The organism is Bacillus sp. 16GRE42 (assembly GCF_019837435.1).
In the GTDB taxonomy this organism is placed as follows: domain Bacteria; phylum Bacillota; class Bacilli; order Bacillales; family Bacillaceae_G; genus Bacillus_A; species Bacillus_A wiedmannii.
Genome location: NZ_JADAXF010000004.1, coordinates 457,520 through 480,828, shown reverse-complemented (window position 1 = coordinate 480,828; position 23,309 = coordinate 457,520). Strand labels below are relative to the sequence as shown.

At 35.8% G+C, this 23,309-nt stretch carries 21 protein-coding genes and 1 riboswitch; of the genes, 16 read left to right on the top strand and 5 right to left on the bottom strand.

From position 1 onward, the window contains the following. Positions 1-217 precede the first annotated feature (217 nt). The gene (locus tag ILS93_RS22885) at positions 218-850 is read right to left on the bottom strand and encodes a trimeric intracellular cation channel family protein (RefSeq protein ID WP_000924376.1); all 633 of its coding nucleotides are present in this window, start codon (positions 848-850) and stop codon (positions 218-220) included. A gap of 271 nt (positions 851-1,121) precedes the next feature. On the opposite strand from ILS93_RS22885, the gene ILS93_RS22880 reads away from it, so the two are divergent. The 8 genes from ILS93_RS22880 (at position 1,122) to ILS93_RS22845 (ending at position 10,523) form a co-directional block, all read left to right on the top strand. Then, the gene (locus tag ILS93_RS22880; protein WP_064476041.1) at positions 1,122-2,528 is read left to right on the top strand and encodes an O-antigen ligase family protein; all 1,407 of its coding nucleotides are present in this window, start codon (positions 1,122-1,124) and stop codon (positions 2,526-2,528) included. A gap of 79 nt (positions 2,529-2,607) precedes the next feature. Beyond that, positions 2,608-3,708, top strand: a complete 1,101-nt coding sequence (locus ILS93_RS22875; protein ID WP_064476042.1) for a glycosyltransferase family 4 protein — start codon at positions 2,608-2,610, stop codon at positions 3,706-3,708. Between the two features lie 15 nt (positions 3,709-3,723). Next, a complete protein-coding gene (locus ILS93_RS22870) occupies positions 3,724-4,464 on the top strand; it encodes a WecB/TagA/CpsF family glycosyltransferase (protein WP_088047711.1) in 741 nt (246 codons plus the stop codon). 291 nt (positions 4,465-4,755) lie between these two features. Further along, positions 4,756-5,955: an MFS transporter gene (locus tag ILS93_RS22865; RefSeq protein WP_064476044.1), complete on the top strand. Its 1,200-nt coding sequence runs from the start codon at positions 4,756-4,758 to the stop codon at positions 5,953-5,955. Positions 5,956-6,210: 255 nt separating this feature from the next. Continuing rightward, positions 6,211-6,927, top strand: coding sequence for a LytR/AlgR family response regulator transcription factor (locus ILS93_RS22860; RefSeq protein ID WP_064476045.1), 717 nt, complete (start codon positions 6,211-6,213; stop codon positions 6,925-6,927). A gap of 121 nt (positions 6,928-7,048) precedes the next feature. Next, positions 7,049-9,127, top strand: a complete 2,079-nt coding sequence (cstA, locus tag ILS93_RS22855) for a carbon starvation CstA family protein (protein ID WP_222661328.1) — start codon at positions 7,049-7,051, stop codon at positions 9,125-9,127. Continuing rightward, entirely contained in the window at positions 9,120-9,323 is a 204-nt protein-coding gene (locus ILS93_RS22850; RefSeq protein WP_048560464.1) for a YbdD/YjiX family protein, read from the top strand. Before cstA ends, ILS93_RS22850 begins: the two co-directional genes overlap by 8 nt. 144 nt (positions 9,324-9,467) lie before the next feature. Next, entirely contained in the window at positions 9,468-10,523 is a 1,056-nt protein-coding gene (locus ILS93_RS22845) for a GGDEF domain-containing protein (protein WP_064476047.1), read from the top strand. A gap of 81 nt (positions 10,524-10,604) precedes the next feature. On the opposite strand, the gene pdxK is transcribed toward ILS93_RS22845, so the two are convergent. After that, on the bottom strand, positions 10,605-11,429 hold the full coding sequence (pdxK, locus tag ILS93_RS22840; RefSeq protein WP_064476048.1) for a pyridoxine/pyridoxal/pyridoxamine kinase: 825 nt from the start codon (positions 11,427-11,429) through the stop codon (positions 10,605-10,607). Positions 11,430-11,563: 134 nt separating this feature from the next. Here pdxK and ILS93_RS22835 point away from each other — a divergent pair, with 134 nt between their 5' ends. The 3 genes from ILS93_RS22835 to ILS93_RS22825 all read left to right on the top strand — a co-directional run bounded on the left by ILS93_RS22835 (position 11,564) and on the right by ILS93_RS22825 (position 14,619). Beyond that, entirely contained in the window at positions 11,564-13,135 is a 1,572-nt protein-coding gene (locus ILS93_RS22835; protein WP_222661326.1) for a GAF domain-containing sensor histidine kinase, read from the top strand. A 20-nt stretch (positions 13,136-13,155) separates the two neighbouring features. Next, entirely contained in the window at positions 13,156-13,803 is a 648-nt protein-coding gene (locus tag ILS93_RS22830) for a response regulator (RefSeq protein WP_000695794.1), read from the top strand. A 189-nt stretch (positions 13,804-13,992) separates the two neighbouring features. Continuing rightward, positions 13,993-14,619 carry an FMN-dependent NADH-azoreductase gene (locus ILS93_RS22825; protein WP_000246726.1) on the top strand — a complete coding sequence of 209 codons (627 nt, stop codon included), beginning with the start codon at positions 13,993-13,995 and terminating at the stop codon, positions 14,617-14,619. A gap of 64 nt (positions 14,620-14,683) precedes the next feature. Here the strand turns inward: ILS93_RS22825 and ILS93_RS22820 are convergent, their stop codons facing one another. Continuing rightward, complete coding sequence (locus ILS93_RS22820) at positions 14,684-15,355, bottom strand: transcriptional regulator YeiL (protein WP_098111027.1); 672 nt, start codon at positions 15,353-15,355, stop codon at positions 14,684-14,686. A gap of 105 nt (positions 15,356-15,460) precedes the next feature. Between ILS93_RS22820 and ILS93_RS22815 the strand changes: the two genes are divergently transcribed. Beyond that, positions 15,461-16,156, top strand: coding sequence for a YjjG family noncanonical pyrimidine nucleotidase (locus ILS93_RS22815; protein ID WP_222661324.1), 696 nt, complete (start codon positions 15,461-15,463; stop codon positions 16,154-16,156). Between the two features lie 40 nt (positions 16,157-16,196). On the opposite strand, the gene ILS93_RS22810 is transcribed toward ILS93_RS22815, so the two are convergent. Continuing rightward, complete coding sequence (locus tag ILS93_RS22810) at positions 16,197-17,429, bottom strand: chloride channel protein (protein WP_064476052.1); 1,233 nt, start codon at positions 17,427-17,429, stop codon at positions 16,197-16,199. Between the two features lie 315 nt (positions 17,430-17,744). Further along, positions 17,745-17,849, top strand: a riboswitch (SAM riboswitch). Between the two features lie 93 nt (positions 17,850-17,942). Between ILS93_RS22810 and ILS93_RS22805 the strand changes: the two genes are divergently transcribed. The 3 genes from ILS93_RS22805 to ILS93_RS22795 all read left to right on the top strand — a co-directional run bounded on the left by ILS93_RS22805 (position 17,943) and on the right by ILS93_RS22795 (position 21,567). Beyond that, positions 17,943-19,241, top strand: a complete 1,299-nt coding sequence (locus tag ILS93_RS22805) for a bifunctional O-acetylhomoserine aminocarboxypropyltransferase/cysteine synthase (protein ID WP_222661322.1) — start codon at positions 17,943-17,945, stop codon at positions 19,239-19,241. Further along, entirely contained in the window at positions 19,225-20,130 is a 906-nt protein-coding gene (gene metA / locus ILS93_RS22800; RefSeq protein WP_064476054.1) for a homoserine O-acetyltransferase MetA, read from the top strand. The genes ILS93_RS22805 and metA overlap by 17 nt, the downstream gene beginning before the upstream one ends. A gap of 141 nt (positions 20,131-20,271) precedes the next feature. Beyond that, positions 20,272-21,567, top strand: coding sequence for a homoserine dehydrogenase (locus ILS93_RS22795; RefSeq protein ID WP_000659071.1), 1,296 nt, complete (start codon positions 20,272-20,274; stop codon positions 21,565-21,567). Between the two features lie 30 nt (positions 21,568-21,597). Here the strand turns inward: ILS93_RS22795 and ILS93_RS22790 are convergent, their stop codons facing one another. Then, a complete protein-coding gene (locus ILS93_RS22790) occupies positions 21,598-22,224 on the bottom strand; it encodes a YczE/YyaS/YitT family protein (RefSeq protein ID WP_064476056.1) in 627 nt (208 codons plus the stop codon). A gap of 97 nt (positions 22,225-22,321) precedes the next feature. Here ILS93_RS22790 and ILS93_RS22785 point away from each other — a divergent pair, with 97 nt between their 5' ends. Beyond that, positions 22,322-23,299, top strand: coding sequence for a LacI family DNA-binding transcriptional regulator (locus ILS93_RS22785; protein ID WP_222661320.1), 978 nt, complete (start codon positions 22,322-22,324; stop codon positions 23,297-23,299). The last annotated feature ends 10 nt before the right edge of the window (positions 23,300-23,309 follow it).

Genomic DNA, 23,309 nt, shown 5'->3' with positions numbered 1-23,309 from the left:
CACGTTAAAAGTGATTTTTTGATCCTTACTTAATTCAAGTATACTGGCGTTTGTTTTATTTGTATGTTTTTTAAAAACCCCAAGCATCGTTCTTCCCCCCTGTGTATAAAGCGTTTTCATTTTTAGTCCTAATATAATTATATATTTTTATATACAATTACTCTATATTAGTGTGTAGAATAGTATATAAATTAAGAGAATTCTATGTAGAATTCTCTTAATGGCCTTTATTAATTTTAGCATGTGTTTTAAAGAAAACTGGGAAATGTACATTATATATTACAGTGACAACACGAATAATGAATGTTACTAATAAACAAACATAGAAAGCTAATACGTGTGCCCCCATTGCATATGTGATTAGGAAACTAATTGCTCCTAAGATAGAAGCGATTGCGTAAATCTCTTTTCGGAATACGTAAGGGATATCTTGAGCGCAAATGTCACGCAAAATACCGCCTCCAATACCTGTAATGACTCCCATTGAAACAACTAAAAATGAGGCGTCAACATGATGTGACATTGCCGCATTTGCACCAATAGCTGTAAAAACACCTAAGCCAACAGCATCAGAAAGCATGATAACGACTTGCAGTTTATTGATACGCTCAAAAAACATACAAGTAAATAATGCTGATAATACACTTACAAAAAAGTAAATGGGTTTAACAAATGCGACAGGAGGCAGGTTACCGATCATAATATCACGAATAATACCGCCGCCGAGCGCAGTGGCTACAGCTAAACAAAGGACACCAAATAAATCTAAATCTTTTTTTAAACCAACTAATGTACCAGAAATAGCAGCGGCGATAATGCCAAGAAACGTAAATATGTCGATTAATAACATTGCTGTAATCCCTTCCTCCTAAAGATGTTCCAGAGAAAAAATATACACTAAAGTTATGTAAATAACAATGCATTTTCTTTACATGTAGAAAAAAAGAAAAAATGAGGAAAGAAAGCGCTTGAAAATGCAAATATGCTTTTTTCTATAAGGTAAGGTTGGGGAGAAATGTGAGGCGTTTAATTAAAAAATATATGTTATAATAAATATTTGAGATAAGAAAAAAATATTAACAGTATAGATTGAAATTAGGTAATAGTTATGGAGGTTCTAGATGTTAAGCGAAAATAGTAAAAGTAATAAATTTGAAAATTTTCTATTAATCTTTATTTTGTTGCAACCAATTTTAGATTTGCTCACGGCATTCTGTATAATGGTTTTAAAAATTGATACGACCATTGGAGTTATTACACGCTTATTCGTTATGTTCCTAAGCGGGATATATATTTTAATTCAAACGAAGAAACAAGGAAATATAAAATATATATTGTATATAATCTTAGTAGGAATAGTCTTCACCATCGGATTGGTAAATAACAAGCTTACAAAAGATCCTATGGTACTTTCAGAGGAAATTAAGTTTATAGCAAAAGCATTATATCCGTTTGTTATGCTTACTTGTTATGTGTTTGTATTTAAGTCTTTAAAAGAGAAAAGCCATTCAAATTCAAAAATGCGTGACTATATTACGTATGCATCGCTAATTATAGGAGTAGTCATGGTAGCTTCGATTACTACTGGAACAGATTATAATAGTTATGAATGGGTAAAGTTAGGATCACGCGGTTGGTTTTATGCAGGTAACGAGCTAGGATCTATTTTAGCCATCATGTGTCCAATTGTTATTTTGTATTCAATTGAAAGAACAAAAAGTATAGGTAAAGCGTACTATTGGATTCCTTCAATTTTAGTTGTTTATTCACTATTTGCAATTGGGACAAAGGTTGGCGTAGGAGCAATCTTTGGATCAATGGCTATCGCAGTTGTTATGTGCTTTATTCAGGCATTTACACAGCGTAAAGATAAAAAGAAACATGCCTATTTATTAAATGGTTTTCTTGCAATAACTGTATTTGTAGGCATATTGGCATATACACCTTTTTCACCGTTTATGAAAAATATGGGATTTCATTTCCAATTAATTGAACAAGAGCAGAGTGCGAAAAAGGAAGAGAAAAAGAAGGAGGAAGCTAAAGAGCACAAACCTCCTGTGACAGAGCAAGAAAAAGAGAAAGAAAAAGCAAAAGAAAAAGTAGCGGAGAAGAAAGAAGAAACGCAAGCTCTTATTTTTAGTGGGCGTCAATTATTTGAACAGATGTATAAAGATTTCTATAATGAAGCCCCAATGTCTCAAAAATTATTAGGAATGGGTTATGCTGGTAACTATAAAGAACAGCCGAAATTAATTGAACGTGACTTCCACGATTGGTTCTATTCTTTCGGAATCATAGGGTTCATTTTACTTGTAATTCCATTCTTATACTTTGGTATTAAATTTATTGCATGTATATTTACTAAATTTAAACAAATATTCACAGTGAAATATGCAATGATGATTGCAGCAATATTTCTCGGATTAGGTATCTCATTCATGGCTGGTCATATTTTAATTGCACCTGGAGTGAGTTTCTACTTAGTATTAATCATGGCATATTTAATAGTTGACTTGGAAATTGAATGATAGAAAAATAAAAGCTAGCATATGTTAGCTTTTATTTTATTATAGTAAATAAAAAGAAAAAAAATGGGGGATGTAAGAAATGAAAGTGTTGCATATGAATGCTGGTGCAGAAGAAGGTGGGGGGAAAACGCATATTATTTCACTTTTATCTCAATTTTCAAAGGAAGAAGTGGAATTAATGGTATTTGAAGAAGGTGCGATTGCTAGAGAGGCGAGAAACCTTGGTATTCAAGTGCATGTTTTTACCCAATCATCTCGGTACGACCTATCAATTCTTTCAAAAATAAAAGCATTTATTAATGAAAATCAATTTGACATTGTGCATACACATGGCGCACGAGCAAATTTCTATCTCTCCCTCTTGAAAAAAGGTATAAAAGCGAAATGGATAATGACTGTCCACAGTGATCCAACTTTGGATTTTATGAAGAGGGGATTAAAAGGATGGGTATTTACAAAGTTAAATTTACGTTCTTTCAGGAAGGTAGATTTATTCTTTGCAATTACAGAGAATTTTAAGAGAAACATAATAAAACTAGGTGTACCAGAAGAGAAAATTTGTACGGTTTATAATGGAATTGAGTATGATAGTACTCCAGTAAAACCTTATGATAAGAGTGAATTTGGCATCGATGAAGGAGTATTTACAGCCATTCAAGTAGCACGTCTTCATCCTGTTAAAGGTCATGATATTTTATTTGAAGCGTTACAAAAAATTAAAATTCAAAATATAAAGGTGCTCTTGCTTGGTGATGGACCTATAGAAGCAGAATTAAAAGAGATGGTGAAACAAAAGGGCTTAGAGGATAAGGTGATGTTTCTAGGTTTTCGTACAGATTCCAAAGAATTATATGCATCTGCAAACATTAATTTGTTAACCTCTTATAGCGAAAGCTTTCCTCTTGTTTTATTAGAAGCGGCTAATCAGCGCTTAACATCTATTGCAACAAATGTAGGTGATATGAGAAAGTTAATAGTTGATGATACGTATGGATGGGTTGTACCAATTGGTGATGCAGACTCGTTAGCAAACGCGTTAGAAAATGCTTATGAAAAATGGTTGAATGGTGAATTAGAAGCGATGGGAAATCGTTTATATAATCATGCATCTACTCATTTCTCGCTAAAAAATTTGTATGAAGATACTTATAATGCATATAAAAAACTTTTACTGAAATAGAGAGGATAGTTAATCATGGAAGTAAAAACGGTTGATATTCTAGGTGTTCCTTTTTCTACAATGACAATGGATGAAACAATCCAATATTTGAAGGGACAACTAGAATTGGAGCGAACTCATACTTTTCAGGTAGTAACAGCAAATCCTGAAATTGTTATGTGTGCAAAAAAGGATGAAGCATTCCATAAAACATTATTAAATACAGATTTAATTACACCTGATGGTATTGGAGTTGTAAAAGCAAGCGGTATACTTGGTACACCTGTAAAGGAACGTGTAGCAGGTTTTGATTTAATGTGTAATCTACTTGCAAAGTTATCAGAGGAGAATAAACCGGTATCTGTTTTCTTACTTGGTGCAAAACCGCATGTTGTACAAGCTGCAGCAGAGCATTTAACGAAGACATATTCAGCTGTATCTATTGTAGGTACACAAGATGGGTACTTTAAACAAGAAGAAGAAGAGAGTATCGTTTCTCGTATTCAAGAAGCAAAACCAGATTTATTACTTGTCGCGCTTGGTTTCCCAAGACAAGAGAACTTTATCCAAACTAATAAGCATCGTTTAGAAACGAAGATGGCTGTTGGAGTGGGCGGAAGTTTAGATGTATGGGCTGGAGAGGTAAAACGTGCACCAAAATGGATTCAAGCGATTAACTTAGAGTGGTTTTATAGATTGTGTAGTAATCCAACGCGCTGGCGTCGTCAGTTAGTATTAGCGGAATTTTTAAAAGAAGTCATGCGTTCGAAAAAGTAGCGGAATATCGCTACTTTTTTATTTGGTCATTTTTAATAAAGTGAGGTTTTACTCATCCACCACTGATGGTTAATCCTCACCAATCGGACGTTTAACGGCAGTTGATTTTCCATCTAACCTCTTTGCTTCAGCTGAATTTTGAGGTGAGAGTCTTACTGCCCTCAAATAGTGGGATGAGTATTTTACTTTTTGGGCATGATGAAGGAGAATTTTTTGTACGAAAGTATTTTACTTATACAATTCACACATGTAAAATGATGTGTAAAGACAGCTGTGTAAGGAGGACTTCTTATGGGCAAGGGGAAAGAAATTTCGAAGCGAAAGCTACTTGGTATAGCAGGGCTTGGATGGTTATTTGATGCAATGGATGTTGGAATGCTTTCATTCGTAATGGTAGCATTGCAAAAAGATTGGGGATTAAGTACGCAAGAAATGGGCTGGATAGGCAGCATTAATTCAATTGGTATGGCAGTCGGAGCACTTGTTTTTGGAATACTATCAGATAAAATAGGACGTAAATCAGTCTTTATTATTACATTATTACTATTTTCTATCGGTAGTGGTTTAACTGCTTTAACGACAACACTTGCGATGTTCCTTGTTTTACGATTTTTAATTGGTATGGGGCTTGGCGGAGAACTTCCAGTTGCTTCTACATTAGTATCAGAGAGCGTTGAAGCGCATGAACGTGGCAAAATAGTTGTGCTATTAGAAAGCTTTTGGGCAGGTGGATGGTTAATTGCAGCTCTTATCTCGTATTTTGTTATTCCGAAATATGGTTGGGAAGTTGCAATGGTATTGAGCGCGGTTCCGGCACTATATGCTTTATATTTAAGATGGAATTTACCGGATTCTCCGAGATTTCAAAAGGCTGAAAAAAGACCATCTGTTATCGAAAATGTAAAGTTGGTTTGGTCTGGTGAATATCGTAAGGCAACAATTATGTTATGGATTCTATGGTTTTCTGTTGTCTTTTCTTACTATGGGATGTTCCTTTGGTTACCTAGTGTAATGGTATTAAAAGGATTTAGTTTAATAAAAAGTTTCCAGTACGTACTTATTATGACGTTAGCTCAATTGCCAGGATATTTCACGGCTGCTTGGTTTATTGAACGACTTGGTCGTAAGTTCGTTTTAGTTACGTATTTGATCGGTACAGCATGTAGTGCTTACTTGTTTGGAGTGGCGGAGTCATTAACCGTATTAATCGTAGCAGGCATGTTACTATCCTTCTTTAATTTAGGTGCTTGGGGTGCATTATACGCTTATACACCGGAACAGTATCCAACGGTTATTCGTGGTACAGGTGCAGGGATGGCAGCAGCATTCGGCCGTATTGGTGGTATTCTTGGTCCGCTATTAGTAGGATATTTAGTTACTTCACAGGCTTCACTATCACTAATATTTACGATTTTCTGTGGATCAATTTTGATTGGCGTAGTTGCTGTAATTGTACTTGGGCAAGAAACGAAGCAACGAGAATTAGTATAAGGTGAAACTTTAATCGGTGAGGGATTTATCCCCCACTGATTATTAGCCAGCACCAATTGCGTTTTCGGGGAAGTAACAATTCAGTGAGTGTTACTTCCTACAAATAATGGAATAAAAGGGCAGGGGAACCGTCGTGGTTTCCTTTTTTCTGTTTTTTTAGATAAATAATGGTATAGTAAGAAAAAGGGAATGTTTCTTATAAAAGCGAATGTATACAACAAGACATATGGACAAAAGAATTAGGTGGTTGAAGAAATGAAAATTTTACTGATCATGGAAGAAGCAGAAGAGCGAAGAAGTTTAGCGGACAAATTTACTGAAAATATAAGGAATGTAGAATGTTTTGAAGCGAATACGGGAACAGAATCATTATTTATTATGAAAAAGCATACACCAGATTTTGTTTTCTTGAATTCAAAATTACTAGATGGAACTGGTTTTGAATATGCGAGTTTATTACGGGAAGTAAATTGTTATACGAAATTGATTTTTATGGGTGAAGATATAGAAGAGTCGATTACGGCATTTCGTTTTCAAGCATTCTATTATTTACTACGCCCATTTCGTGAAGAAGATTTGCAATTCCTTTTATATAGAATGTGTAAAGAGCAAGGCGAGAAAGCAAAGAGTTATTTGCGAAAGCTACCAATAGAAGGTCAAGAGGGAATTCGGTATATTTTCCCTGAAGATATTGTATATGTAAGCAAAAATAAGGAAAACAAAACGGTTTCAATTTATACAACAAATAATCAGTATATTTCAACATATACACTTCAGGAGCTGGAAAATAAGCTAAATGCATATGATTTTTTACGTGTGCATAAAAGTTATTTAATTAATATGTCATATGTACAAGAACTAAAACCCTATTATAATGGCACATATAATCTGTATTTAGATAAATATGATGAGCAACCGATTCCAGTTAGTCGTAATTATGTGAAACGACTTCGAAATAAGATTGAATTATAGTAGGTAATGCGAGTTTTTTAACATGATAAACTAAAAATCCTTCATGATAAGGAGGATTCAAATTAAATATTCAGAAAATTTAGTACAATCCCACTAAGCAATAGTATTGGGGGGATTGTATGTGAAAACATTGAAGTCGATTTTACTATGGGGGGTTATTGCAGCAGTAGGCGCAGGTGCATTTGGTGTAATAGCTTTATCACAAGGTGAAACTATTAATGCCGTGTGGCTCTTAGTAGCTGCGGTATGTGTGTATGCAGTTGCTTACCGCTTTTATAGTAAATTTATAGCGAGAAAGGTATTTGGTTTAGATAATAATCGGCAAACGCCAGCCCATACATTAAACGATGGAAAAGATTATGTTCCGACAAATAAGTGGGTATTATTTGGGCACCATTTTGCAGCAATTGCTGGGGCAGGCCCTTTAGTAGGACCGATTTTGGCAGCGCAAATGGGATATTTACCAGGGACAATATGGATTATTGTTGGGGTAGTTGTCGCTGGAGCTGTACAAGATTTTGTAATTTTATTTGCTTCGATGAGACGGAATGGTAAATCTTTAGGAGAAATGATTAAAGATGAGATCGGTCCTGTTACAGGGCTTATTGCAATGATAGGCATTTTAGGTATTATGATTATTTTATTAGCAGTATTAGCATTAGTAGTAGTAAAGGCGCTTGTCGGAAGTCCTTGGGGAATGTTTACAATAGCAGCAACGATTCCTATCGCTATTTTAATGGGAGTGTACATGCGCTACATTAGACCTGGCCGGGTTGGTGAAGGGTCAGTGATCGGAATTATTCTACTTATACTGTCTCTTATTGGAGGACAGTATGTAGCAGAACATCCAACGCTTGCAAGCATGTTCACGTTTAGCGGTGAAACGATTGCTATTATGCTTATTGTATATGGATTTATCGCATCGGCCTTACCAGTTTGGATGCTTTTAGCACCACGTGATTATTTAAGCACATTTTTAAAAGTCGGAACAATTGTTGGATTAGCAATTGGTATTTTAATTGTAGCACCAGATTTACAAATGCCAGCAGTTTCGAAATTTATCGATGGAACAGGTCCTGTTTTCTCTGGAAACCTATTCCCATTCTTATTTATTACAATTGCTTGTGGTGCGGTGTCAGGATTCCATGCTCTCGTTTCATCAGGTACGACGCCAAAAATGATTGAACAAGAGGGACACGCACAGCCAATCGGTTATGGGGCAATGTTAATGGAATCATTTGTAGCGGCGATGGCGATGATTGCAGCTTGTGTATTAACACCAGGAACGTATTTTGCGATTAATAGTCCCGCAGCACTTATCGGTACGGATGTCTCGCAGGCAGCTCAAGTTATTTCTTCATGGGGATTTGCTATTACACCAAATGAACTAAAAGATCTTGCTGTAAACGTTGGAGAGCAAACGATTTTATCACGTACAGGTGGTGCACCAACGTTAGCGATAGGTATGGCATATATTTTCTCACAAGTAATAGGTGGAACGGCCATGATGGCCTTTTGGTATCATTTTGCGATTCTCTTTGAAGCGCTATTTATTTTAACAACGATTGATGCTGGAACACGTGTAGGCCGATTTATGATTCAAGATATTTTAGGACATGTATATAAGCCATTTGGGAAAACGGATTCTACATTAGCGAATGTGATAGCTACAACGTTATGCGTATTAGGATGGGGTTATTTCTTATACCAAGGGGTAGTAGATCCGCTTGGTGGAATTAATACGTTATGGCCACTTTTCGGTATTGCAAATCAAATGTTAGCAGGTATTGCATTATTACTTGGAACGACAATTTTGTTCAAAATGGGGAAAAAGGCATATGTTTGGGTCACACTTATTCCAACTGTTGGATTGCTTATTGTAACGATGACGGCGGGTTATCAAAAGTTATTTCATGAAAACCCTAAAATAGGATTTCTATCTCACGCAAAGGTGTTCCAAGGAGCATTAGACGAGGGGAAAGTGTTAGCACCAGCTAAAAATGTTGCTCAAATGAAGCAAATTATTTTAAATGATTATATTGATGCAGCGCTTTGCGGGATTTTTATGATAGTTGTAATCGCTGTATTAATTTCTGCAATTCGAATTTGGATTCAAGTATTAAGAAATAAGCCGATGCCGCTAAAAGAGGCGCCATATATTTCTAGAGATGAAAGTGAGTCGAGGAACTATTATGCTTAAACGACTACGGAAAGTATGGGGACAAAGAAAACACTTTATTAGTTTACTGGTTGGGGTACCAAGTTATGAAACATATGTAGAGCATATGAAAAAGCATCATCCAGAAGAAGAGGTTGTATGTCAAAAACAATTTTTTGCAGAAGCGCAAGAGGCTAGATTTAATGCAAAGGGCGGAAAGATATCACGCTGTTGTTAATGAAAAGGGCGAATTTTCGTCCTTTTTTATTTTTGCTGTTTCACGTGGAACAGCAAAAATAAATAAAAAACTTTGGGAATTATAGGTATCTCGTATACAATAAAATAAGGAAAGGGATAGATAGACAAGTTGGGAGATTATTTTATGTTAAGGGACTTATTTGTAAACACAACCATTATTCTTTCCTTTATTTTTGTTGGAGGTCAGCTTTTAAGAGATAGGCCGTTAAAAGAAGAGTTTTCTCTTTGGCAGAAATGTGTAGTAGGTATTCTTACTGGAATATTAAGTGTACTGTTGATGCATTTTGGTGTACATATTGAAGATATTATGTTGGATCTACGTTATTTAGCTGTTATTTTGGCAATTATAATTGGAGGTCCGATAGCTAGTAGCATAACAGTTACTATTATATTAATTACCCGATTATTTCTTACTGAGTACTCTTTAGCCTCTGAATTGGCTTGTTATACAATTGTATTGATAGGTTTTGGAATTATTTTCATTTGGCGGATGAAAGCTTCTATATTTAAAAGGTGGATCTGGTTTAATGTATATAGTTTATCTATTTTAACGGTGCCACTTTCTATTTTATTTAAGGATATTTCTATAGTAGCATTATATTTAGTTTGTAGTGGTGTTGCAGCATATATCACATTTATAAGCGCAAATTATGTATTACAATCCAATGAGTTATTTCAAACGATGAAGCAATACGCAACGATAGATGCACTGACAGGTTTAGGGAACGTAAGACAGTTTGATTTAGAGATGAATCGTCATATTGGTAATAAGCGCATGAAAAATGATTCACTTTGTTTACTACTTATAGATATTGATCATTTTAAGTGTGTAAATGATACGTATGGGCATCCTGCGGGAGATGAAGTATTAAAACAAATGGGGCATATTTTACGAGAAGTTTCAACGTTTCCAGATTTGGCTTTTCGAAAGGGTGGGGAAGAGTTCGCGCTTTTGATACCGCAGAAAGAATTAGCTTGTGGAATGCGTATGGGGGAACAAGTTCGCACGGCTGTTGAAAACCATCCATTTCAATTGCTAAATGGAACAAAAATAAAAATTACAGTTTCAGTAGGAATTTCAGTGTATGAAGAATCACCAGAGCGATTTATTCAAGCTGCTGATGATGCATTATATTACTCCAAAAGAAATGGTAGAAATCAGGTTAGTTCTGCATCTTAAAGATAAGATGACCAGAAGAGCTTATAAAAAACACCCACAGAGAGGTAATATATATACTCTGTGGGTGTTTTCATTTATATGTTAGACAAGTTCTTTTGATGCAACGAATTTACGATATGCACCGTGATGTGTTGGGCCTACGTATTCGTTGATCTTGAATGAATAACGGATAGCAGCTGTGATAAATTCTTTAGCAGTTTTTACTGCTTCTTTCACAGTTTTTCCTTTTGCAAGTTCTGCTGTAATTGCAGCAGAATATGTGCAACCTGCGCCGTGTGTATTTGTCGTATCAATTTTTTCTGACTCTAGAAGATCGAATGTTTTTCCATCATATAGGACGTCGATTGCAGTTTCCGTACCAAGCTTGCTACCGCCTTTAATTAGGACGTATTTCGCACCTAAAGCGTGGATTTTTTTTGCTGCTTCTTTCATGTCTTCAAGAGAATTAATCTTTACGCCACTTAATTGGTAAGCTTCAAATAAGTTGGGTGTTACAACTAATGCCTTTGGAACAAGAACGTCACGTAAGCAATCGTTCGTTTCAGGATGTAATGCTTCATCAGCACCTTTACATACCATAACAGGGTCAACTACTACATTTTTGAAATTATGTTTTTCGATTGTTTCAGCAACCATTTCAATAATTTCTACTGATCCAAGCATACCTGTTTTTAAAGCATCTACTCCAACACCTTCAATTGTCGTTTCTAATTGTGGTTTTAATGTAGAAGCTGGGATTGGGAATACGTTATGTGCCCAACCGTTATGTGGATCCATCGTTACGATTGTCGTAAGAGATGTCATTCCGTATACACCAAGTTCTTGGAATGTTTTTAAATCTGCTTGTATACCAGCACCGCCACTTGTGTCAGAACCAGCGATAGTAAGTGCTTTATTTAATGTCATTATGAAGTCCCCCTCAAGTGATATAATGAAAACTATGTTTTCACCATTATATCAATGTTACGAATAAGTACAAAGTGAAAAGTAGATGATTTACTTTAGGGGCGATTTAAAATCTTGTATGTAGGAGACGAATTATGTTTCAAGAGAATCGTACAAATGAATTAGTTATATTAAAAGAGATTGCAGAGACGTTGAACACCTCAAATGATACTTATCATGTGCTGCAAGCTGTGTTGGAAAAACTGTTGAATGTAACAGGTTTAACGACAGGATGGATATTTCTTGCGGATGAAAATGGTAGATATACAAAATTAATTGATTATCAATTACCAGAGGGATTAAGATTTGAAAATAAACGACCGATGTGTGAGGGGAATTGTTGGTGTTTACACCGATTTGTGGAAGGGAAACTAGAGAAAGCCGTTAATATTATTGAATGTAAGAGAATTAATAATGCGATTGAATATAACTGGGGAGATACAGAAGGGATTGTGCATCATGCGACAGTGCCATTAAAAGCGGGTGGAGATGAATTTGGCGTATTAAATGTGGCTAGTCCAGGTAAAACGCATTTTTCTGAAGAAGAGTTAGTGCTATTACAATCAGTTGCTTTCCAAATTGGAACAGCATTAAAACGTACAAAATTGTATGAAAATGAAAAGAGAAGGGCTCATTATTATGTAAAGTTAGACCGCTTTATTCAAGCTTTAAGGACGATTCATAAATTTAATGAATTGCCTGGGGAGATTGTAAAGCAAATTGGGAAGTTATTTCTATGGGAGCAAGTTGTATTCTTTATTAGAGAAGAAAATGAACTTGCTGTAAGGGCCTCATATAAGATAGATGAGCTACAAGAGGATTTGAAGTCAGCGGCACAGGAAGCTCTGAAAAAAGAAGAGTCTGTTTTGTTAAAGAGTCAGGTTGGGAATATCGTACATCCTAATCGTGCAGTTATTGCCATTCCCATACATATTCAAGATCATATATTTGGCGTACTAAGTGTAAGTTCGAATAATGGAGAATTTGATATAAATACAATAGATGTAGTACAGGCGTTAGCCAATCATATATCGTTAATGATAGAGAACTTAAGGTTAAATGAAAAGCGCCGAGAACTTGTACGAATGGAAGAACGTAATCGTTTAGCTAGAGATTTGCATGATTCTGTTTCACAAAAGTTGTTTTCATTAACTTTCATGACGAAAGGTACCGAAGCCGTCTTAAAGGGGAAAAACGAAAAGGTAGATCAGTCTTTGCATGAGATACGTGAGTTATCGCAAGGTGCTTTAAAAGAAATGAGGACGTTAATTTGGCAACTACGTCCAGCAGGATTAGAGAAAGGACTATTACCAGTTTTAAAACAATATGGTGAAAGTTTGGGATTGAAAATTCGGGAACAAGTTACAGGTGTGCGTGATTTACCGCGCGTAGTAGAGGAAGCACTATGGCGAATTGGACAAGAAGCTTTAAATAACGTAAGTAAACATGCGAATGTCAGAGAAGCGGCGATTTATTTCAAAGTGACGGAGAAGAATGTATCATTAGAAATAGTCGATCAAGGAAACGGCTTTGTAGAAAAGGATATAAAAGAGAAGAAATCACTCGGTATGACTACGATGCGAGAAAGAGTAGAATTAGTCGGTGGAACAATTAAAATTGTAAGTGATAAGAAAAGAACAAGTGTAAAAGTAAAAGTACCATTATGATGTGAAAATGAGGGAAGTTTGTGAAAATAAAAGTATTGTTAGTTGATGACCATACAGTCGTTTTAAAAGGATTAGCATTTTTCTTAAGTACACAGGAAGATTTAGCGTTAGTTGGAGAAGCAAATAATGGGAAAGAAGCGTTAGTGAAAGTAGGGGAAACGAATCCTGATGTTGTATTAATGGATTTATATATGCCCGAAATGGATGGTGTCGAGGCGACGGCGTGCATCAAAAAAGAATATCCGAATGTGAAAGTAATTGTATTAACTAGCTTTTCTGATCAGGCGCATGTTTTACCAGCGTTAAGGGCGGGGGCAAGTGGGTATATTTTAAAAGATGTAGAACCGGATCAGCTTGTTGAAGCTATTCGAAGCGCATATAAAGGTAATATTCAATTACATCCGGATATAGCAAATACTCTTCTCTCTCAAACATTACCTGTGGAAGAAAAGGAAGAAGAACCTTCTATTCAAGTGGATGTGCTAACGGCGAGAGAAAATGAAGTGTTGCAGCTATTAGCGAAAGGGATGAGTAATAAAGAGATCGCTTCTGTTTTAGTTATTACAGAAAAAACGGTAAAAGCGCATGTAAGTAGTATTTTGAGTAAGTTGAATTTATCTGATCGCACGCAAGCAGCATTATATGCAGTGAAAAATGGAATTGTATAAGACAAAAGTCGTAAGACTAGTTCGCCTTTAGAAGGTGGACTTTTTTTATAGAAAAATACGTCTATGTGAGGACGAAATTGTCTTGATATAAAGATAAAATATGTTTGTAAGCAACAAAACAACAATTACAAGGGATACCTTTTTTGAAAGCATATAACAACAGAAGAGTGAGTACTAGGAGGAAAAACAATGGCAACAGTTTTATTTGTAAAAGCAAACAACCGCCCAGCGGAACAAGCAGTTAGTGTGAAATTATACGAGGCATTTTTAGCAAACTATAAAGAAGCACATCCAAATGATACAGTAGTAGAACTTGATTTATATAAAGAAGAATTACCATATGTAGGCGTAGATATGATTAATGGTACATTCAAAGCAGGTAAAGGGTTTGATTTAACGGAAGAGGAAGCAAAAGCAGTAGCAGTTGCTGATAAGTATTTAAATCAATTTTTAGAAGCTGATAAAGTCGTTTTCGGTTTCCCATTATGGAACTTAACGATTCCAGCAGTGCTACACACATATATTGATTATTTAAACCGAGCTGGCAAAACGTTTAAATATACGCCAGAAGGTCCAGTTGGTCTAATTGGAGATAAGAAGATTGCATTATTAAACGCGCGCGGCGGCGTATATTCTGAAGGTCCAGCAGCTGAAGTAGAAATGGCTGTTAAATATGTAGCAAGCATGATGGGCTTCTTCGGTGCAACAAATATGGAAACAGTAGTTATTGAAGGACATAACCAATTCCCAGATAAAGCAGAAGAGATCATTACAGCTGGTCTTGAAGAAGCAGCTAAAGTAGCAAGCAAATTTTAATTGAAAATAGAATCGTCACTCGAAAAAAAGTAGCATTAACAGGTAAACGTTAATGCTACTTTTTTTATATTTTAAGTTCGTCAGCCAGTTTTTCTAATTGAATTCGATCTAGTATGTAATAGGTTCTTCCGTCTTTTTTTAAGTAATTTTGCTGGCAAAACTGGTTTAATACATATAAAAGATGGCGGTAGCTGACATTTAGGTATTCCGAAGCTTCGGTATGTTTTTCTGTATAACTGTTATTTTGTCCTGTTAATAGAATAAACGCCGCTAATCGATTTTCGAACGGATAACTATTGTTTTTGGCGTAACTTTCTGTTCGGGTAATTGTTTTTTCACCGATAAATTTGCATAGTTTCTGTAGAAAGGTAGCATCTTGCAATAAAAGATGCTGACAATTTTTAAGGGGGAGCGCCAAGCACATACAATCTTCAAGTACTTCCACCGTTTTCGTAACGGATTCAACGCCGATTAAGCCTAATTCCCCAATGAACGAAGGGGCTTGAATAAAGTTAATTAAGGAGACCCTCCCATTTTTGTGGCTCATATATATTTTTGCTTTTCCGGAAATTAAGTAATAAAGATAAGGAACATCAACGCCTTCATTACATATCCTTTCTTTCTTTTGAAAAGAATGTAGTTCAGCATATGATAAGACATCAAAAGAAAAAAGAGTATGGAAGTTGGAAGTTTGCACGTAATGAGAGATTTCCTTGCTATTTTTGCTAACTTTCATGTTTTCACCTCATGTTTAGTATGAGATATCTCCTATTATGTTTACAAGAAGGAATGATACGATTTACGTAAATTTATTTTGTAGAAAAGAGAGTGTGAAGGGATTATGAAAAAATATAAAACATTGTTATTTGATGTAGATGATACATTGTTAGATTTTCAAAAAGCGGAGAAAATGGCGTTACGTATGCTGTTCGAAGAGAACGAGATCCCTCTAACTAGAGAGGTTGAAGTGCAGTATAAAAAAATTAATAAACACCTTTGGGAGGCTTTTGAAGAAGGGGAAATAAATCGTGATGAAGTCTTAAATACACGATTTTCGATTTTGTTTAAAGAATACGGGGAAGAGGTAGATGGGATATTATTCGAAAATAATTATCGTAGTTACTTAGAAGAAGGAAATCAGCTCATGCAAGGTGCATTTGAATTCATAAGTCAAATTCAAAGTGAGTACGATTTATATATAGTGACAAACGGTATTTCTCAGACGCAAGATAAACGTTTACGTAATGCAGGATTACATGCCTTGTTTCAAGATATTTTCGTTTCTGAAGATACAGGATTCCAAAAGCCGATGAAAGAGTACTTTGATTATGTTTTTGAACGAATTCCTAATTTTGCTCCTGAAGAAGGGCTTATTATTGGAGATTCGTTAAGTGCTGATATGAAAGGCGGATATGTAGCAGGAATTGATACTTGTTGGTTTAATCCAGAAATGAAATCAAATCATAGCGAGATTGTGCCAACATATGAAGTGCAAAATTTTGAAGAGTTATATGCATTATTGAAGCAACGTGTGTAATAAAAATAGGCAGTGGAACTTTTGTCCCTACTGCCTATTTTTATTCGTTTGTAGCTTCGTTGTTTTTAGGAAGTGGAAATGCATTACCAATCGCTGCCGCTCCAAGCATCGGTAATAGTAAATTGAGCGGGAAAAACATGAGTAATAGTAATGTGATAGCAATTGGTTTTCTTAATGCATAGCTTGAAATTGCTGTCGTGACGATGGCTACCGAAGCGATTGGATCTATCGGGATAATGGAAGCTATAGCATATCCGATACTAGATCCAGCAAATATAATTGGGAAAATATGTCCACCGCGCCAACCTGTATTTAAACAAACGGCAGTAATACATAATTTTAAAACACCTGAAAGAAGTAGTACCCAGAAGGATAAATGACTCCATTCAACGACTAAATCTTTTAATTGGTGTTCTCCTGAGAATAACGTGTACGGGAGAACAGTTCCTGTAATTCCTAATAAAATACCACCGATAATTCCAAGTGATAGTTTGTATTCCCTGAAGGGATGGATTAATTTCTCTAATGTGAATTCAAATTTGAAATAAAAGAAACCAACTATAGCACCAATACTAGCAAGTGGTAGAAAGGCAATCCATTCATTAAGAGAAAGGGAACCTTCCCCAAAATCAACGATAAAGGATCCGCGATTATCGAATTTACTAAGTAATAAATAAATGGAAAAGCCAGCGAAAGTAGTAGCTAAATATACAATTGCTTTTTTTCCTTTAGAAAATTCGTTAATTTGCTCACCCTCATTTTCATTTGGAGCTAAATAACCGAATAATGGCGCGTTAAAAATTACACTTAAAGTAGCACCAATTCCAACCTCTGTTAGTTCATTCATTCCTTTTAATGCGAATGTAAAGCGATCCCCTACCCATGTACAAAGTCCACCGATAATTCCAACAAGTGCTGCTTCGGGACCTAAGCTAGCTCCAAATATTAAAACGATAATTGCAGTTAAAGTAGCTTTATGTACAAAACGGTATTCAATTCTACCTGTTTTTTTATATTCACTCATCACTTCCGGCATAAGACGTGGATATGTGCCGAAGTATTTTTGGGTTAAACCAACGAGAATACCACCGATAGTTGTTACACAAATAGTGTAATACGGGGGAGAAGAGAAAATAGTAGGTAAGTATCCCCAAATAAAGTGAATTCCGATATTTATTGTAACTAAAAATAGCCAGACTGTAGCTCCCACTATAGAGCCTAAAAGAATGCCGTATAGGACGAGTATATAGTGCATGTCCTTTGTGTTTGTCATGTTATACCTCCGTTATGTAAGTTTCAATGTCGAAAGGATTAAATATGCTACTGTGAAAGGAATATGTATAGTATCTTTTTGAGAGGTGGGCTTATTCAATATATTGAGGTCTCGTGAGAATTTGAAATGTATACAGTTAAACTACGTACTTAATTTTATATAGTAATCGTGGGTTTTAAAAGGTCTTTTTCAAATGAATATGGAATATATTTCTTTTGTTATGCATGTTGAATTTTTTTGTATTTAATTTAGAACATTCAGAAAAACTGATTGACATTAGGAAATTATTGCTATAAAATCAACGGTAATTGCATAGTCTTATCAAGAAAAGGTGGAGGGACAGGCCCGATGAAACCTTGGCAACAGCCGTATAACGGAATTGTGCCAAATCCTGCAGGTAATAATCCTGAAAGATAAGAAAGAGCCTTTAGAGCGTGTTTTCAAACTGCTCCTTTCTTGTTTTCAGGAAAGGAGCAGTTTTTTTATTTTGTATAAAAGAAAGGAGAATGAGAGATGGGAGAATCATGGGGAAAAGGAACAATTTGTGTGCAAGGTGGCTATACACCAAAGAATGGTGAACCGCGTGTTTTGCCACTTTATCAAAGTACAACGTATAAATACGATACTTCAGATGATTTAGCAGCGCTATTTAATTTAGAGGCAGAAGGATATATATATACGCGTATTGGAAATCCTACTTTAGCTGCATTTGAGCAAAAGTTAGCGGATTTAGAGGGTGGTGTAGGAGCTGTTGCAACGGCTTCTGGGCAGGCTGCTATTATGCTTGCTGTTTTAAATATTTGTAGTAGCGGAGACCACTTGCTTTGTTCTTCCACAGTTTATGGCGGAACGTTTAATTTATTTGGAGTGAGTTTGCGTAAGCTTGGTATTGACGTTACGTTCTTTAATCCGAATTTAAGTGCTGATGAAATTGTGGCCCTTGCTAATGATAAGACGAAACTTGTTTATGCAGAGTCGTTAGGAAATCCAGCGATGAACGTTTTAAATTTCAAAGAATTTTCAGATGCAGCGAAAGAGTTAGAAGTACCTTTTATCGTGGATAATACATTAGCAACTCCTTATTTATGCCAAGCATTTGAGCACGGAGCAAATATTATCGTTCATTCTACGACGAAATATATTGATGGTCATGCAAGCTCTTTAGGCGGCATTGTCATTGACGGAGGGAACTTCGATTGGACAAATGGGAAATATCCTGAACTTGTTGAACCGGATCCAAGTTATCACGGCGTAAGTTACGTTCAAAATTTTGGTGCAGCAGCTTATATTGTGAAGGCGCGTGTTCAATTATTAAGAGACTACGGAAACTGTATGAGCCCATTCAATGCGTATATTAGCAATATCGGCTTAGAAACGCTGCATTTAAGAATGGAGCGTCATAGTGAAAATGCTCTCGCAGTTGCTAAGTGGCTTGCTAACCATGAACGTATTGAATGGGTGAATTATCCTGGATTAGATAGCAGTGAAAATTACTCGTTAGCACAAACGTATTTGAAAAAAGGTGCTAGTGGTGTTTTAACATTCGGCATTAAGGGCGGATTAGAAGCAGCGAAAGAATTTATCGCAAATGTAAAACTAGCAACTCTCGTAACGCATGTAGCGGATGCACGAACTTGCGTTATACATCCTGCTAGCACAACGCATAGACAATTAAGTGCTGAAGATCAGCGTCTAGCTGGCGTTACATCAGATTTAATTCGTTTATCGGTTGGTATAGAAGATGTTTCTGATATTATTGCAGATTTAGAAGCAGCGCTAGTCGGAGGCAAAGAACATGCCGATCATAATTGATAAAGATTTACCAGCTCGCAAAGTGTTGCAGAAGGAAAATATTTTTGTAATGACGAAGGAGCGAGCAGAAACACAAGATATCCGGGCATTGAAAATTGCTATCTTAAATTTAATGCCTACAAAGCAAGAAACAGAAGCGCAATTACTTCGTTTAATTGGCAACACACCGTTGCAATTAGATGTTCACTTACTTCATATGGAATCACATTTGTCTCGCAATGTAGCGCAGGACCATTTAACGAGTTTCTATAAAACATTTCGTGATATTGAGAATGAGAAATTTGATGGACTTATTATTACAGGAGCACCAGTTGAAACTCTTTCTTTTGAAGAGGTAGATTATTGGGAAGAGCTTAAACGTATTATGGAGTATTCAAAAAAGAATGTAACATCTACGCTTCATATTTGCTGGGGGGCACAGGCTGGCTTGTATCATCATTATGGTGTTCCAAAGCATCCTCTTAAGGAAAAAATGTTCGGTGTATTTGAACATGAAGTCTGTGAGCAACATGTGAAATTGTTACAAGGGTTTGATGAATTGTTTTTTGCCCCGCATTCTCGTCATACAGAAGTACGAGAGAGTGATATTAGAGAGGTGACAGACTTAACATTATTAGCAAATTCTGAGGAAGCGGGTGTTCACCTTGTCATTGGGCAAGAAGGAAGGCAAGTGTTTGCGCTCGGGCATAGTGAATATAGTTGTGATACGTTAAAGCAAGAATACGAACGGGACCGCCAAAAAGGGTTAAATATTGATGTGCCGAAAAATTATTTTAAGCATAATAATCCAAATGAGAAACCACTTGTAAGGTGGAGAAGCCATGGGAATCTATTATTCTCTAATTGGCTGAATTATTACGTGTATCAAGAAACCCCTTATGTATTATAAAAAAAGATTGTGTAACACGTGGCAACGTTTTCTTTGTAAAGATTACCTTATATTTTTCCGAATGTTCAAAAAACATTGTTTTTCAGATTTTTTACTCATATAATTTCATCTAAACACAATTTTTGAGGGGTGGACAGGATTATGAAAGAAATTCAAATTGGTTTATTAGGTCTTGGGACAGTTGGTAGCGGTGTAGTTCGTATCATTACAGATCATCAAGAGCGACTTATCCACCAAGTAGGTTGTCCTGTAAAAGTAACGAAAGTACTAGTACAAAATATTGAAAAAGAGAGAGAAGTAGAGGTACCTTCTACTCTATTAACACAAGATGCAAATGAAATTTTAGATAATCCAAATATTGACGTTGTCATCGAAGTGATGGGTGGCATTGATGATGCAAAAGCATACATTTTGCAAGCCTTACAAAGTGGGAAGCATGTTGTGACTGCCAATAAAGATTTAATGGCGTTACATGGGGCGGAACTGTTAGCGGTAGCAAAAGATAATAAAGCAGATTTGTTTTATGAAGCGAGTGTAGCCGGAGGGATTCCGATTTTACGAAGTATCGTAGAAGGACTTTCTTCAGATCTTATTACGAAAGTAATGGGAATTGTAAATGGAACGACAAATTTTATTTTGACGAAAATGTCAGATGAAGGGAGAGCATATAACGACGTGTTAAAAGAAGCCCAACAACTTGGATTTGCAGAAGCAGATCCAACATCAGATGTGGAAGGTTTAGATGCAGCGAGAAAAATGACGATTTTGGCTACCCTTGGTTTTTCTACAAATGTAGAGCTTGGAGATGTAAAGGTAAAAGGGATTACTTCTATTACAGAAGAAGATATTGAATACAGTAAGAGTTTAGGATACACGATTAAATTAATCGGTCTTGCGAAGCGAGATGGTGAAAAATTAGAGGTGACAGTTGAACCGACACTACTTCCAAATACACATCCTCTTGCGGCTGTGCAAAACGAATATAACGCTGTATATGTGTATGGTGAAGCGGTCGGAGAAACGATGTTTTATGGGCCAGGTGCAGGAAGTTTACCGACAGCAACAGCTGTTGTTTCAGATTTAGTAGCTGTAATGCAAAATATTCGATTAGGTGTAAACGGAAATAGTGCGGTATCCCCGCAGTATAAAAAAGTATTAAAAGAGCCAGACGAAATTGTTGTGAAGAAATTTTTAAGACTTCATGTAAAAGATGAAATTGGTGTATTTGCAAAAATTACTTCATTATTCTCTGAGCGTGGCGTTAGCTTTGAAAAGATTATTCAAATGCCGCTTGAAGAGAAAGGGAAGGCTGAAATTGTAATCGTGACGCATCGTGCGTCTCTTGCTGATTATGATTATATTCTACATACGTTGCAAGGGTATGAAGAAATAGATTGTTTGAAAGCAAACTATCGAATTGAAGGGGATGCTAAGTAGTATCCCTTATCATAAAACAGAAAGAGCCTGTTAAGCAGCTTGCTTAACAGGCTCTTTTCTATTTAAAATCTGCGTACCAATTTGAATAAATGCTTGGATAATCCAGCCTGTTGTAAAGGATAAGATGATTGTTCCAAAATAGATAGGTCCATCTAATAAAAAACTTAATGTTAAAAATAAAAACGCTAATGAAATTTCTGTTCTTCTAAATGTCCATTTCTTTTTCTCAGCAACGGTTAAAACGAAAGCTTCTTGAGGTGCTGCGCAAAGGTTTGTAGAGACGTAAAGACCAATCCCAGCTCCAACGAATAGATTTCCGCAAATAAGTGTTATATATTTTGGAAGAGAACGGATAGTGTCCATAATAGTTGTAATGGAACCAATCCAATCAACAAAAAGAGAAATAAGAACCATCGTTACGATTGTACCAATTGTTATTTGTTTTTTATTCCAAAAGAGAACGATAAGGGTAAAAGCAAAATTAATCATGAAAATCCAAAAACCGATACTTACCCCGAAATTTTGATATAGTGCAATAAAGAAGGAATCATAAGGGCTAAGTCCAAAAGAAGTAATTGTCGTCATCATATTAATACCGATGGCGAGAATGAGTAGACCGCCAATGAAAAATATATATTCTAATTTGAATCGAAGCATAGTTGTATATCCTTTCAAAATGTATTTGCTAGGAAAGGATATATTGTGGAAAGCTTACCAGGTCAAGGGAGAATTTTTTCGAGAAGGGGAAAATGAGATGACGAATATAAGGAAGATTGCTGAACTTGCTGGAGTATCTGTTTCAACTGTTTCACGTGTATTGAATAATCATCCATATGTGAATGAACAGAAACGAAAAGAAATTTTAACAATTATAGAAGAATTAAATTATACGCAAAATGTGAATGCAATTCATTTAGTGAAAGGAAAAACGAATGTCATTGGTGTTTTATTACCGCACGTAAATGATCAATATTATAGCGCTATTATCGAGGGAATATCAAAGGAAACAGCAAAGAATAACTATAATATGATGCTTTGTCAGACGAATTATAGTGAGGAAAGAGAATTAGAAATTTTGAATATGTTAAAAATGAAAAAGCTTGATGGGGTTATTATATGTTCCCGAGTAAATAGTAAGGAAAAGCTTGAAGAATATACGAAATTTGGTCCAATTGTTATGTGTGAAGAAATAGACTCGAATTTCATTTCGAGTGTGCATATTGATTACTATAAAGTCTTTTCGCGCGGCATGAAGAGCTTAATAGATGCCGGCCATACAAGTATTGGGTATTGCATTGGAAGAAGTAATAGCATTAATAGTCAGAGAAGAAAACAAGCGTATGAGGATTCGCTTCAACAGATTGCTGTAACACCGATAGAGGCCTGGAAGTTTAAGGGCTGTTTTACAGTGGAAGATGGACGTAATGTAATCAGGGAATGGGTCTGTATGTCAGTGAAACCAACTGCGTTTCTTGTATCTTGCAACCATATTGCAGCGGGAGTGGTAACGGAAGCAAAAAAACAAGGAATTCGTATTCCAGAAGATATTACGATTATCGGTTGTGATGATCAAGATGTCGCAGATATTTTAGGCATTACGACGATTTCGTATTCTAGTAAAAATGTTGGCGTGAAGGCATTTGAATTATTATATGAAAAGATTAATGATGAGAAAATAGATGTAAAGCACGTAGAGTTATTGCCAGAACTAGTACATAGGGAAACAACATAATAGATAAGGT